At 69.6% G+C, this 13,577-nt stretch carries 11 protein-coding genes and 3 pseudogenes; 7 read left to right on the top strand and 7 right to left on the bottom strand.

From position 1 onward, the window contains the following. Positions 1-24: 24 nt before the first annotated feature. Entirely contained in the window at positions 25-201 is a 177-nt protein-coding gene (locus ACTRO_RS46690) for a hypothetical protein (RefSeq protein ID WP_157435664.1), read from the top strand. A gap of 92 nt (positions 202-293) precedes the next feature. Here ACTRO_RS46690 and ACTRO_RS02465 read toward each other — a convergent pair whose 3' ends face one another. Next, a complete protein-coding gene (locus ACTRO_RS02465) occupies positions 294-1,805 on the bottom strand; it encodes a serine hydrolase domain-containing protein (RefSeq protein WP_034260846.1) in 1,512 nt (503 codons plus the stop codon). Between the two features lie 625 nt (positions 1,806-2,430). Between ACTRO_RS02465 and ACTRO_RS02455 the strand changes: the two genes are divergently transcribed. Continuing rightward, entirely contained in the window at positions 2,431-3,771 is a 1,341-nt protein-coding gene (locus ACTRO_RS02455; RefSeq protein ID WP_051450188.1) for an MFS transporter, read from the top strand. A 67-nt stretch (positions 3,772-3,838) separates the two neighbouring features. On the opposite strand, the gene ACTRO_RS02450 is transcribed toward ACTRO_RS02455, so the two are convergent. Continuing rightward, complete coding sequence (locus ACTRO_RS02450; protein WP_157435663.1) at positions 3,839-5,299, bottom strand: MFS transporter; 1,461 nt, start codon at positions 5,297-5,299, stop codon at positions 3,839-3,841. Positions 5,300-5,455: 156 nt separating this feature from the next. Here ACTRO_RS02450 and ACTRO_RS02445 point away from each other — a divergent pair, with 156 nt between their 5' ends. Further along, complete coding sequence (locus ACTRO_RS02445) at positions 5,456-6,439, top strand: RNA polymerase subunit sigma-70 (protein WP_034260842.1); 984 nt, start codon at positions 5,456-5,458, stop codon at positions 6,437-6,439. A gap of 23 nt (positions 6,440-6,462) precedes the next feature. On the opposite strand, the pseudogene ACTRO_RS49390 reads toward ACTRO_RS02445, so the two are convergent. Beyond that, positions 6,463-6,784, bottom strand: a pseudogene (locus ACTRO_RS49390) (transposase); the annotation flags it as partial. Between the two features lie 86 nt (positions 6,785-6,870). After that, a complete protein-coding gene (locus ACTRO_RS02440) occupies positions 6,871-7,749 on the bottom strand; it encodes a LysR family transcriptional regulator (protein ID WP_034260840.1) in 879 nt (292 codons plus the stop codon). A 73-nt stretch (positions 7,750-7,822) separates the two neighbouring features. On the opposite strand from ACTRO_RS02440, the gene ACTRO_RS02435 reads away from it, so the two are divergent. Next, complete coding sequence (locus ACTRO_RS02435; RefSeq protein WP_051452275.1) at positions 7,823-8,755, top strand: nitrilase-related carbon-nitrogen hydrolase; 933 nt, start codon at positions 7,823-7,825, stop codon at positions 8,753-8,755. 47 nt (positions 8,756-8,802) lie between these two features. Here the strand turns inward: ACTRO_RS02435 and ACTRO_RS45105 are convergent, their stop codons facing one another. After that, entirely contained in the window at positions 8,803-9,468 is a 666-nt protein-coding gene (locus tag ACTRO_RS45105; protein ID WP_169739800.1) for a S1C family serine protease, read from the bottom strand. Between the two features lie 96 nt (positions 9,469-9,564). Between ACTRO_RS45105 and ACTRO_RS46685 the strand changes: the two genes are divergently transcribed. Then, a complete protein-coding gene (locus tag ACTRO_RS46685; protein WP_169739799.1) occupies positions 9,565-10,026 on the top strand; it encodes a potassium-transporting ATPase subunit C in 462 nt (153 codons plus the stop codon). A gap of 141 nt (positions 10,027-10,167) precedes the next feature. After that, a pseudogene (locus ACTRO_RS44735) lies at positions 10,168-10,972 on the top strand (IS110 family transposase). A 125-nt stretch (positions 10,973-11,097) separates the two neighbouring features. On the opposite strand, the gene ACTRO_RS02420 reads toward ACTRO_RS44735, so the two are convergent. Further along, complete coding sequence (locus ACTRO_RS02420) at positions 11,098-11,646, bottom strand: DUF6886 family protein (protein ID WP_034260836.1); 549 nt, start codon at positions 11,644-11,646, stop codon at positions 11,098-11,100. Between the two features lie 231 nt (positions 11,647-11,877). Between ACTRO_RS02420 and ACTRO_RS51275 the strand changes: the two are divergent. Further along, positions 11,878-12,195: pseudogene (locus tag ACTRO_RS51275) on the top strand (winged helix-turn-helix domain-containing protein); the annotation flags it as partial. Positions 12,196-12,226: 31 nt separating this feature from the next. Here ACTRO_RS51275 and ACTRO_RS02410 read toward each other — a convergent pair. Next, positions 12,227-13,534 (bottom strand): ABC transporter ATP-binding protein, encoded by a 1,308-nt coding sequence (locus ACTRO_RS02410; RefSeq protein WP_342673741.1) that lies wholly within the window; start codon positions 13,532-13,534, stop codon positions 12,227-12,229. Positions 13,535-13,577 lie beyond the last annotated feature (43 nt).

Genomic DNA, 13,577 nt, shown 5'->3' with positions numbered 1-13,577 from the left:
CGCGATGCGTGGAGCAGAGAGCGGATGCTTTGCGAAGCGCCGGACGTCTCCGGCGGTGCGGCCTTGCACGGTTGCGCTCAGGCGGCCGCAACGGACTTCCCGCACGTGGACTCAGCCCTGCTCGAACGGCTCTTCGTGCTGGTGTTCATCGAGCACGGCACACGCCGGATCCGGATCCACTCGCTGGATCAGGGTCCATAAACTTCTTGATACAACACTGGACGATTTCGTCCGCACAGCCCTGCAGTTAGCGCTCTCCATCGACGAAGGCCCCGAACCCAGATGCTGACCCGTCACGCTATCCGTGGTGCGCGGAGCCGGGTCAGGGTGCCGGTGCTGAGCGGCACGGTTCTGAAGTAAGAGTCGACCGTGCCCCGTGCGAGGTCGCAGGTCACGTGGATGCTGTGCGGCGTCTCGAGGAACAGCACGGCGAAGCTGAGCGTGTTCGTATCGACCCAGCCGCCGCTCACCGCGGTCGGAATCTCGTCCGGCGCGGACACGGTCCAGCCTCCGCCCGGGGCCAGCCGCAACGTCAGCGTGCCGCGCGGAAAATCCTCGTATCCGGCATCGGACGGATCGACGCGGCCGGCGTCCTCCGTGATCACGAGGTTCCAGTCACCCGACTTATCAGGGCTCTGCTCCAGGCGCAGCCGGGAGACCGGTCGTCCTGCGCCGTCCGTCTCGGCCGAGAAGACGAGACCGTCCGCCGCGGCGGCGTCGGCCACCCCGCGCGGAGCCGGGGCGCCCGTGCACGGCGGGACGGACAGTTCGCCAAGACGACGGGCCAGGGAGGCGTCGGCCTGCTCCGCCGTCTCGGCGTCGGCCGCGGCCGGGCCCTGGCCGTCGAAGGCCGGCAGCAGATGCTCCCAGGCCAGATCGAGCACGCGCTGCATGTCGGCGGTCTGCGACGTCATGGCGACCACCGCGTCCTGTTCCGGCAGGATCAAGCAGTACTGCCCGTACGCGCCGTCGCCGCGGAAGCCGTGCCGGGACATCCAGAACTGGAACCCGTAGCCCTGCGACCAGTCCGACGCCGGGTCCAGCCCGTTGGCGACCTGCGTCCGCGTCGCCTGCTCGACCCACTCCTGCGGCAACAGCCGGACGCCGTTCCACACCCCGCCCTGGAGATAGAGCTGTCCCAGCCGGGCGATCGCGTCCGTCGTCGCGTGCAGCCCGGTGAAGCCGAGGTCGCGCCCCCGCTCATACTCCTGCCACGCCACCTCGCCGATGCCGAGCGGCTCGAACAGACGCGGACGCAGGTAGTCGACCAGTCGCTCCCCCGCCACCCGCTGCACGATCGAGGCGAGCGTGAACGTACACGGCTGGTTGTAGGCGAAGACGCTGCCGGGCTCGCCGTCCGGCCCGCTCAGCAGGAAGCCGCGGACCGGCTCGGCCGGGTCCCGGTCCACGGCGTCGTCCCACTGCTCTGCACGGTGCCCGCTGGCCATCGACAGCACGTGTCGCACGAGGATCCGCCGGCTGCGCGGATCGGTGATCTCCGCCTCGAACTCCGGGAAGTAGGCCACCACCGGATCGTCGAGGCGCAGCCTGCCCTCGGCGCAGGCGAACGCTGCGGCCGCCGCGGTGAAACTCTTGCTCAGCGAGTACAGCAACTGCCTGCGGTCGGCGGTGTACGGCGCCCACCAGCCCTGTGCCACAACGCTCCCGTGCCGCAGAATCATCACGCTGTGCGGTTCGATCCCCGGCTCCGCCTCGAGCGCGTCCAGGAACTCCGTGATCCGGCGCGAGTCGATACCTTGCGAGGACGGGCTGCTTTCGGGAAGCGCGTCGGTTCTGACGTGCATGCTCGCCTTTCCGGGTTCGTTCTCCGCGAGTCCGCCCCAGTGGACGCGACATCGTCGCCCCCACCCGAGGTCAACGCGACAGCGTGCTCATACTGGGCCAGCGGCGCACCGACGTCAACATACGTCTGCGATTCCGGGCTCGGCTCGAACGCTGCGCTCGAGGCCAGGCTGAGCCGTCTGGTACTGGTTCCGGATGAGCTAGGCGGGCCTGGCCACGGGCGGTCCGGAGTCGGTCTCGGCCCTCGAGGCGATCGATGTCGGCAAGAGCGCACTCCCCTACAGCGTCGCCATCGAGCCCTCGGGCGCCCGGGTGTCCGTGGCGAACACCCAGGCCACGTACGCCACACCGTCATCGACGTGGCGTCGAGTCACGTCACCCACGTGGAGCTCGGCTACATCGGCGGGCGTGCTGTCACGTTCTCCCCCGATGAGCCGTACGCGCTGGTCAGCGTCGCAGGGGATGACCCACTGCGCGGGGAGCACGGGCACGGGCCAGCACGGGAGATCTTCCGCAGGAGTCTCGGGTTCACTTCTCTGCTCTGAGCGAACTCGCGCGCCCGGATAGTGTCCGTTTCAGTACGTTGTCGGCGAAGCGCATGGACTCGGCAGCGAAGGGACGGCCGGTATGGCGGGTAGTGCGGAGACGCGGCGCGCCCGGCCGGGCACGGAGGCGGGGCGCCGGCGGGGTGGGCTGCTGCGCACACGCGACTTCGGCCTGCTCTGGTTCGGCGAGACGACCAGCGCCATGGGCAGCGCGATCACGACCGTGGCGCTGCCGCTGGTCGCGGTGATCACGCTGCACGCGAGCACCTTGGCCGTGGCCGCGCTGACCGCGGCAACCTGGTTGCCCTGGCTGCTGATCGGCCTGCCGGCCGGGGCGCTGGCCGACCGATGGCCACATCGCACGACCCTGCTCGTGTGCGACGTCGTCTCGGCGGTCGTCCTGCTCAGTGTCCCGGTGGCGGCCTGGCTGCACGTCCTGACCTACGCGCACCTGCTCATCGCTGCGCTGCTGGCGGGTGGGAGCGCGGTGTTCTTCTCGATCGCGTACCGGAGCCTGCTGCCAGAGCTGGTCCCGGCGTCCGCGCTGGTCGAGGGGAACGGCGCGTTGCAGGCCGGCGCGCAGGGGGCCCGATTCGCCGGTCCGGGCCTCGGCGGGACCATCGCCCAGGCGGCCGGCGCGGTCACCGGGATAGCGGTGGATGTGATGACCTTCTTCGTCTCGGCGCTCTGCCTGCTCGGCATCCGTCCGCCGGCCGAACACCGGCCGCGGGTCGCCGACCGGCGCGGCGTACTGCGTCCGGCGCTCGAGGGTATCTCCGTCATCCGCCATGATCCGTATCTGCGTACCCTCACCTGGCTGCCTGCCGCGATGAACTGCCTGCTGCAGGGCATCGCGGCACTGCGGGTGGTGTTCCTCGTGCGCACCGAGCACGTCCCGGCCGGCGCGGCCGGACTGGTCATCGGCATCGGCAGCCTGGGCGGCGTGCTCGGCGCGATGCTCGCCCGGCCGGCGGCCCGGCGGCTGGGGTCCGCCCGCGCCCTGCTGGCGGCCCAAGCCGGTTCGGCGCCGTTCGCCCTGCTCCTGCCGCTGTCCGCGGACGGCTGGCGGCTCGGCTTCTTCGCCCTGGGTGCGGTTGCCATGGGCGTCGGGATCGCGCTCTGCAGCGTCCTGGCCGGCAGCTTCGTCCAGAGCTACTGTCAGCCGCGGCTGCTCACCAGGGTCGTGGCCGCTTCCCGCGTACTGGGCGACGGTTTCATCCCGGTCGGCGCCCTGGCCGCCGGCGCCGTCGGCTCGATCCTGGGGGTGCGCACCGCCATGTGGATCCTGGCCGTGTGCTACGTGCTGGTTCCCGTCGCACTGCTGCGCTCCGCCGTCGCCCGCGATCGACAGTTGCCCGCCCGCCCGGCCGGCGAGGAGCCGGAAGCGGCGGCCGAAGCAGTGCTCTGCGAGGGTGCCGGCTGAGCCGGGTCGCGCCCCACCGTGTCGCTGTCGATTGACCATGCCGGTGGTGCACGACCCGGGTCCTCGGCTAGCGGCTTAGCCGATCCGGCTCCGCGACGCGCCGGACGCGGAAGAGGGCCACGGGGACGGCGGCCAGGCCGATGAGCCCGCATACCCACAACGCCTCATGGAATCCTCCGGTGAGCGCGTCCGCGGCGCCATGGCCGCTCCCGAGCATCCCGCGGGTTCGCGCGGCGGCGACGGTTGACGCGACGGCGATCCCGAGCGCACCGCCGAGTTGCTGGGAGGAGTCGATGAGCCCTGAGGCGACGCCCGCGTCCCGCTCGGCGACGCCGACCAGGCCTCCGATCGATACCGGGATGAACGCCCAGGTGACGGTCCCGGTGAGGAAGAAGGGGCCGGCCAGGTTCGCCCAGAAACCGCCGTGCACGGGCGCCTGCGTGGCCCACAGGATCCCGGCCCCGGTGAGGGTCATCCCGGCCGCCATCACCAGCCTGACCGACGCGCGGGTCACCAGGATCTGGGCCGGGCCGGCGAGAACCACACCGGTCAGGCCGACGGTCAGCCAGGCCAGGCCGGTCGTCATGGCGGAGTAGCGCAGCACTTCTTGCATGTAGAGGGTGCCGATGAAGATGTAGCCGTAAAAGGCCGCCCCGAGCAGGAAGCCGACGGCGTTGGACCCGGCGAGGGTCTTGAGCCGGAAGAGCCGCAGCGGCAGAAGCGGTGCCTGCGCCCTGGCTTCGAGCATGACGAACGCGGCCAGCAGAACCGCAGAGACGGCGAGCAGGGCCACGGTCCGAGCGGCGCTCCACCCGACGGCCGGTGCTTGCGAAATCGCGTAGACCGCAAGCACCAGGGAACCGGTCACGGTGAGCGCGCCGGGCACGTCGTAGCGGCGGCGCGTGGCCGGCAGCCTGCTTTCCGGCAGCAGTTTCCGGGTCAGCAGCAGCGCGGCCGCACCGATGGCGACGTTCAGGTAGAAGATGCTGGGCCAGCCGGCATACCGGGTGAGAACGCCGCCGGCGAGCACGCCGAATGTCGCTCCGCTGGCGCCGACGGCGCCCCAGATACCGAGCGCCTTGTTACGCTCGGCGCCCTCGGGAAACATGTTCATCACGAGGGAGAGCGCGGCGGGCAGCACCGCGGCGGCGCCCAAGCCCTGGATCCCGCGCATGACGATCAGCAACGTGCCGCTGCTCGCCAGCGCGCACCCGAGCGAGGCCGCGGTGAAGAGCGCGAGCCCGGCCGTGAACGTCCGCCGGCGGCCGAGCAGGTCGGAGGTCCTCCCGCCGAGGAGGAGGAAGCCGCCGAAGGTGAGCGCGTAGGCGGTCACCACCCACTGCAGGTCCGATTCGGCGAAGTGCAGCTTGACGCCGATCGTCGGCAGCGCCACGTTGACGATCAACATATCGACCGCGGTCATGAAGTACGCCACGGCGAGCAGCGCGAATGCCCGCCATCGGTGCACGGCGTCGAGCGGTGCGGATGCTTCTGCGCGGATGTCGTTCCCGCGGTCCACTGAGGTCACGGTTGCCTCCGGTCGTCACTGGTGAGAGTCCTTACCAGGTGAAGCACCGGCCGCCCCTCGGATTCACCGACGCAGGGCGATGAATCGCGCCCGCCGCCGGTGTTGCATGTTCAGGGCCCGTATTCCAGGCGGCCGGACGAAAGGACGGATCTCACCATGACCGAGGCGACCCTCGCTCTCGCACAGGCCGGGGACGGCGAGGCCTTCCGCGAACTCGTCGATCCCCACCGCCGCGAGTTGCAGGCGCACTGCTACCGGATTCTCGGATCAGTCCAGGACGCCGAGGACGTGCTTCAGGAGGCCCTGTTGGCGGCATGGCGTTCGATCGAGCGCTTCGACGGCCGCTCGCTGCGGGCGTGGCTGTACCGGATCGCGACCAACCGCTGCCTCAACTACCTGCGCGGCGAGTCCCGTCGCCCGCAGCCGGCGGGTCAGCCCGAGCACGGCCCGCGTCGGCCGGGGCGGGAGTGGTCCGCCGAGCCGTGGTGGCTCGAGCCCTACCCCGGGGATCCGGACGATCTGGTTCCCGGCCCCGAGGCCCGCTACGACGCCCGGGAGTCGATCGCGCTGTCGTTCGTGGCGGGCCTCCAACACCTGCCGCCTCAGCAGCGCGCGGTCCTGGTGCTCCGAGACGTGCTCGGCTTCCCCGCGTCCGAGGCCGCGGGCATCCTCGGCACCACGCCGGCCGCCGTCAACAGCGCGCTGATCCGGGCCCGTGCCGCGATCCCGCCCGACCAGCGCCCGAACGAGGTGCCCCTGCCCAGGTCAACGGCCGAGGCCGCCGTCGTCGACCGGTTCGTCAGCGCATTCCAACGCTTCGACCTGGACGAACTGGTTTCCCTGCTGACCGAGGACGCCAGGCTGACGATGCCCCCGGAGCCCGACGAGCACATCGGGCCCTGGCCGATCGCCCGTTTCCTGCAGTCGCACGTGGGGCTCGAGCTCAGATTCCTCCCCGCCCGGGCCAACGGCCAGCCGGCCCTGATGCTCTACCTCCCCGACCCGCACGCGCCGATCTGGCGGGCCAACGGCCTCATCGTCCTGACCCTGCGCGGAGACCGGATCCAGGCACTCACCCGCTTCACCGGCCCGGGCCTGCTCGCCCGCTTCGGCCATCCCCGCACCCTGCCAGAGGATTGAGGGCGGGCCTTGACACGACCGCACCGGGTTACGTCCAATGCCGCGTGCCTCGACGAGTACTCGGCGAGCAGCAGTTCGTGTAGCTGCTGCCAGACACCGGCGTTGTCCACTCGCGCAACCTGCGCCGACACGTCATTCCGGATCCGAAGCCCAACTCCTGGGGCAGGAACTCCCAGCGGATCCCGGTGCAGAGCACGAACAGAGGATCCCGTAGAGCGCCTTGCGGTCGTCCAGGCGCTTGCGTCCGGGATGACGCTGCCTGCGCACGATGACGGGTAGCAGCGGCTCGAGCCGCGCCCACAGCTCGTCATTCCCCGCCCATGACCTCGGCGGCCCGAGTGAAATCCGCCAGGTGGTTGTGTGCCAGTCACTCGTCGGGTGGGCTCGGGAGAGGGTGGCGGATCTCCAACCCTAAGGTCATGAGGCTGCTCCTATAGCTGGAGATTGTTGCCCGCGATGTCCCTGGCGGACTCGATGAACGCGACCAGCGTCGGGGACGGATCGCGCTGAACCCACGCCAGAGCGATCCGCCAACGAGCGGCGGGATGGCCGACAGGCAGCAGGCGCAGTCCCGGTCTGATGGTGCCGGCACGAGCTGAGACGAGTGCCGCGCCGATGCCCGCGGTCACCAGAGCCAACACGGTCTGGATGTCCCCGGCGCGTTGCAGGATCCGCGGCCGCAGACCGACGGCCTCAAGGTAGTTGTCGGTCAGTGCCACAAAGCCGGGATTCCCGGAGCGGGTCAGGTAGATCAGCCCCAGCTCTCTGATCAGCGTCTCCACTCCCGGGCATGGGTCGACGCCCTCGGGGATCGCCAGCATCAGTCCGTCATCGCCGAGTTCGAGGACGGACACGTCCTGGTCGACCGGGAGACGGACGAAGCCGGCATCCAACTCCCCTCGCCGCAAACGATCGAGCTGGACTGCCGAGGACAGGTCGTCCAGCGCGACCCGGACGCCGGGGCGGCGGCGCCGGAACTCCGCCACAGTGCGCGGGGCGATCTCGATCGTCGACAGGCCGAAACCGACGGCAAGCCGCTCCGTCCCGCCCGCGGTCAGCCGGTGCGCCCGGAGGGTGAAGGCATCGAGCCGCTCGACGGCGTCGCGAGCGTCGGGGAGTAGCGCCCTGCCCAGCGCCGTGGGCACGGCGCCGTGCCGCCCACGCCGCAGCAGCGTGCCGCCGACACGAGACTCGAGTGCCTGGATCTGCTTGGTGAGCGCAGGCTGGGTCACCGCCAGTGCCCGGGCAGCCGCACCGTAGTTTCCGTGGTCGGCCACCGCCACGAACGCCCTCAACAGCCGATCTTCCATTCCCAGAGCTTATCGAATCGGCTCTAGCATTCATTGGACGCATCGAACTGGCGCCGGTTCGATGGGACCCATGATGATCCGAGTCGCAACCGTCCAGTTCGAGCCGCGTCCCGGCGCGGACGAATACAACTTCGAGCGCGTCGAGCACTTCGCCCGTTCCGCCGCCGACGACGCAGTACAACTCATCGCGTTCCCCGAGCTGTGCCTGGTCGGCAACAGACACCTGGCACGGCGCTCGCCCGAATACCTGCGCGCACTCGCGGAGCCCGAAGACGGCCCGTCGATTGCCCGCGTCAGCGCACTGGCGCAGCGGCTGCGCATGGGCATCGGCGTCGGGCTGATCACCGAGCGCGACGGCTGGCTGTTCAACTCCTACGCGGTCTGCCTGCCGGACGGCGCCGTGCACATCCACCGCAAACTGCACGCTTCCGGATACGACGGCATCTCCAACGGCAGCGCCTACACGGTCTTCGACACGCCGTGGGGTGTGCGACTCGGGGTGCTGATCTGCCTCGACAACAACATCGTGGAAAACGTGCGGGCGACCGCGCTGCTCGGCGCGCAGATCCTGCTGGCACCGCACCAGACCGGCGGCACGCACTCGATGATCCCGTTCGGCGAGGCCCCGATCCCGGTATCGGTATGGGAGAACCGCGCGGCCGACCCCCGCGCGGTCGAGGACGCGTTCCGCGGGACGCACGGGCGCGAGTGGCTCGTGCGCTGCCTGCCGGCACGGGCCCACGACAACGGAATGTTCATCGTGTTCAGCAACGGGGTCGGCCGCGACGACGACGAGGTACGCACCGGCAACGCGATGCTCCTCGACCCCTACGGCCGGATCATCGCCGAAACCGCAGCCATCACCGACGACATGGTCACCGCGGATCTCGACCTGAATCTGGTCTCCGCCTCGGTCGGCCAGTGGTGGATGCGATTCCGCCGCCCCGAGCTCTACCGCCCACTGGCGCAACGCACCGAGGACAAGCCGAACCGCACCACCACCTGAACCGTCGTGCACGGCCCAACCATGGCAGCCACCGCCCACCTGCAGCCTCAAGTTGTTAGGAGTCGTAAGCTCCCGACGACCTGGCTGTTCGGGTCCAGCAGCGGGCCACCGGAATCGCCGGCGACGACGTCTGCACCGTGGACGATCAGGCCTTTGAGTGACTCTGATTGCAGGCCCGCATCCAGAGTCGCGGCCTGTCCGATGGCGAGGACGGAGCCGGCGGTGTCGATCAAGCGGCCGCTCCCGTTCGCGTTGCCGACGGCCGTCACACGCTGCCCGGGATGGACGTATCGGGAATCTCCGAGCGGTGCGGGGATGAGATCCGAGGCGTCGGCGAGCTGGATGACGGCGAGATCTTCGGCTACCGAGTAGCCGGCTACGGTGCCGCGGTATCGCTTTCCACTGGCTGGATCGGTCACGGTCACGCTGGTCGCACCGCTGATCGCGTGATTGTTCGTCAGGATCTCGCCGTCGGTGCTGACCACGATTCCGGTTGCGTCACGGTCGCTGTACATCGTGCCGCCGCCACTCAGGGCTCCCTCAGACCGCGTCGACACGAGAACCACGCCGCGGTGCGCCGAGTCCTGCTGTGGACCGACCGCAGAATGCCGCGACATCACGCCCGCAGTCGCCGCGGCGGCGATGCACAGGCCGGCCGCCGACAAGCGCCATGCCGGCCGCGAAAACGCAAAACGTCGGGATGTGCCCCCCATAGCCACTACATCAGAGTGAGGAGGTGCCACGGGCAACGCAAGGGCCTGTCGCAGATCTGCGCATGTCAGCCACATCAATCGTCAACACGGCGTCAGGTGCCGCACGAGCGAACTGACCTCCAGCCGCACTGGCCTGCTCACCGACGACGTCACCGGATACGCCGACCCGATCGACAAGTCTTCCAGCCCCGCCCGACCTTCGCCATCGACTCCACCGCCGGCGGCTTCACCATCCAGCTCGCCGACGGCTGCACCTACACCGCATCCGGCAGCAACAACCTGGGCCCGAACAACGCCACCCTGACCACGCTGATCACCGCCATGCGCACAAACATGGCCGCGTTCGACTGCGTCGACGGCGCCACCGTCACCGCTTCACAGGTCGCTGCGGACGCGGTCACCGAGTCCGGCTCCGACGTAGAGCCCTACATCCTCCCGTTACCTTTTACGAGTCCCCGCAACGGGGGCACCTGGCCTCCGGGCGCGGCATGGCTGTCTTCCCCCTGCAGTTCGTATGGCCTGGGGGGGTGTTGCCACCGGGCTTGGAGCACTGCCTGACCGCTATAAGGGGCCTGGTCCGCATCCCGCGCCCGGTGCAACGCCGGGCGTTACCTCGGGGCGGCCTGTGTAACGTGGTTGCCGGCTGCGGTGCATTGGTCGAGGCCAGGGACACACGCAAGAGGGTAGAGAGCAGCGAACGTGTACGACACCCGCGACATCGGAGTCTTCCTCGGCCTGGAAGTGGGCAAGGGCGGACACCACGCCCACGGGCTGACCCCGGCCGGCAAGACCGTCTACGACAAGCGCCTGCCGAACGCCGAGCCGAAGCTGCGCGCCCTGTTCGAGAAGCTGCTGACGAAGGTTCGGCACCGTCCTGGTGATCGTCGATCGGCCCGCGAACATCGGCGCCCTTCCGCTGACCGTCGCCCGAGACGCCGGCTGCCAGGTCGCCTACCTGCCCGGCCTGGCCATGCGCCGCGCCGCGGACCTCTACGAGGGCGAGGCCAAGACCGACGCCCGCGACGCCGCCTTCATCCCATCCCTCGCCCGCCAGCTGACCGAGATCCTCGCCCAACGCCGCACGCTCGAGGGACAGCTCAGTGCCCTGCTGGAGGCCCACCCTCTTTCCCCGCTCCTGATCTCAATGCCCGGCATCGGGGTCAGGACCTCCGCCACCATCCTGACCACCGTCGGCGACGCCGCCACCTTCCCCACCGCCGACCACCTCGCCTCCTACGCAGGACTTGCCCCGGTCACCAAGTCCTCCGGCAGCTCCATCCGCGGCGAACACGCACCCAGACGCGGAAACCGACAGCTCAAACGCGCCATGTTCCTCTCCGCCTTCGCCGCCCTGGCCGACCCCGACTCCCGCGCCTACTACGACAAACACCGCGCCGCAGGCAAAACCCACACCCAAGCAATCATCCGCCTCGCCCGCAGACGCATCAACGTCCTACACGCCATACTCCGCGACGGCGCGTTCTACACGCCCCGCACGGCGTGACGCCCGACAAGGCACCCAAAGGCTCATGCCTGCCGGCCCCGCACCGTCACGAATGCTTGAGATCGCCCCGAAGTCACCCAGGCAAAGGGCTCTGATCCGGGCGCGGCGACAGAGTTGGTCGATGGCTAGACCCGCTGATCCTGCGGCTTGGCATTGCGCAGCCGGATGCCGCTGAAGCCGAGGGTGCTGGAGACCACCGCGTTCCAGAACGGCCAGAGGTTGGGCAGCACCCTGAGCTGAATGTCCGCTTCCTCGAGTAGGGCGAACAGATCGCCGACCGGTTCCGCAGGGCCGAGCGGGAGCACGGACTGCTCACTGACCCAGGCATGCGGCTCGGCCGGAGTGCCGAAGGGGCGAAAGCGCGCGGCGTCGAAGCGGTAGGCGTAGAGCTTGACCGTGCGCATCGCCTCCAGCCAGCCGTATTCGACGGCGTGCACCCGTTCGCCGCCACCGGGCCCGAGGATCAGCGTGCGGTCCTCGTCGCTGCTCCGCGCGGTAGCCCAGGCCATGGCCCGCGGGCACTGCCTGGGAAACCAGTAGGACGGGGCATTGCGCCAGTCCACAGCCCAGACATAGGACTCGGCCTGTTGCGCGGTGGCCGCGACGTGCGGAGCGAACCGAGCGATCATCGGATCTTCGGAGAAGTGCAAGACCTGACCGGGTTCTGGACGCATCCGACAAGCCTGCCAGAGATCTGCCGCACAGTGCCGTCCCAGCGCGAACTGGCACGTCGGCGAACGCCCGTCGCGGCTGCCTACACCAGGTAGAAAACCGGCCCGCTGACTTGACGAAGAACATAGGGGCACCCCCCAGAACGCCGACCAGGGTACGAGGTGTTGCTGGCTCCTACCGACGGTCACCGCGCTCGACGCCGGCGCGGACGACTACCATTCCAGCCCTTCGTCATGGAAGAGCTCATCGCGCGGATCAGGGCTCTGCCCCGGCGGGCCGAGGATCAGCGCACCGTCGGTTTCGAGGTCATCGTGCGCAGTCACCAGGTTGACCTGATCGCCAGGACCATCGTGCGCACTCCCGAAACACCGCAGAGCGCACCGGGCGCCGTGCACCTGACCAAGACCGAATGCGCCGTGATCGAAGTACTCGCGCGCAATCCCGGCCGCGTGGTGCCGAACGGCAAGATCCTGCAAGACGTCTGGCGCGCGCAGTCCGCGCGGGAAACCGGGAATCTGCGCTTCTCTATGGCCCGGCTGCACAAGAAGCTCGAGCTCGAACCCGGCGGGCCTCGGCAACTGATCACCGAAACCGGTCTGGGCTACCGGTTCCAGCTGTGGGCGCCGCGCTCTCGAGCACGAGTTCGCCGTATTCGGCGTCGTATTCGAACAGTTCGGCGTAGCGGCCCCAGTCGACGGCGGTGTCCAGCTGGCGGCGGGCGTCTTCGGTGGAGAAGCCGCGCCTGAGCAGGTCGAGGAAGAACCCTTCGCGCAGCGAACCGTCATCGGTAGCGCTCAGAGCCTTGACGATCGCGCCGATCAGTGGTGCCCGGGATGCCGCGGCAACGGCGAACAGCTGCTTGCCGGTGTCGATGTCGGCGGCGGCGTAGGCACGTCCGGCGTCGGTCAGGTGGATGCGGGCATCGGCGACCTCGGCCATGCCGAGCATCTCGGCCGCGTCCACCAGCGGCAGCAGGTCGTCGATCTCGAAGTTGAGGTCCACGGCGAGCTCGGCGAGCCCGCTCTCCCCGCCGCGGGCGGCGAGGATCTCGAGCAGACCGGACAGCCCGCCCGCGGAGACGTCGGGCAGCGGCAGCTCGGAGGGGGTGGGCGTGGCCGCGGGGCGGGAGCTGCCGACGGCGGCGGCGGACCGGGCCTGTTCCTCACGGCCGGTCAGGATGCCGTAGACGGTCTCGACCAGGGCGTCGAACCGCGGGTCGCGCCGATCGCGGGGTCGGGGCAGCTCGACCGTGAGCTCGGCCATGATCCGCCCGGGGTTGGAGGACAGGACCAGGATCCGGTCCGCGAGCTGGACGGCTTCTTCGATGTTGTGGGTCACGATCAGCACCGATTTCACCGGGAACTCCCGGCCCTCCCACAGCCGGGTCAGCTCGCCGCGCAGGTTCGAGGCCGTGAGCACGTCGAGGGCGGAGAAGGGTTCGTCCATCAGCAGCGCATCGGGTTCGACGACCAGGGCGCGGGCGAACCCGACGCGCTGGCGCATGCCGCCGGACAGCTCCTTGGGGTAGGCGGACTCGAATCCGTCCAGCCCGATCAGGTCGATGGCACGCAGCGCGCGCGGGGCCAGATCCTTCTCCGGCACGTCGCGGGCCTGCATCGCGAGTTCCACGTTCTGCTGGACGGTGAGCCAGGGCAGCAGGGCGAAGGACTGGAAGACCATCGCGGTCCCAGGATTGGCCCCGTTGAGTTCGGTGCCCCGGTAGGTGATGGTGCCGCAGGACGGTGCGATCAGTCCCGCGATACAGCGCAGCAGAGTGGACTTGCCGGAGCCGGATTTGCCGAGCAGCGCGACGATCTCGCCCTCGTGGAGGGTGAGCGAGACGCCGTCGAGTACCGGCAAGGCGTGTCCGTCCGGGTTGGTGAACGTCATCGTGACCGCGTCCGCCTCGATGACCACCGGGCCGGGTGCGGCA

This window comes from Actinospica robiniae DSM 44927 (genome assembly GCF_000504285.1).
GTDB lineage: Bacteria > Actinomycetota > Actinomycetes > Streptomycetales > Catenulisporaceae > Actinospica > Actinospica robiniae.
The sequence above is the reverse complement of the archived record's forward strand: the minus strand, read 5'-3'. Positions and strand labels throughout refer to the sequence as shown.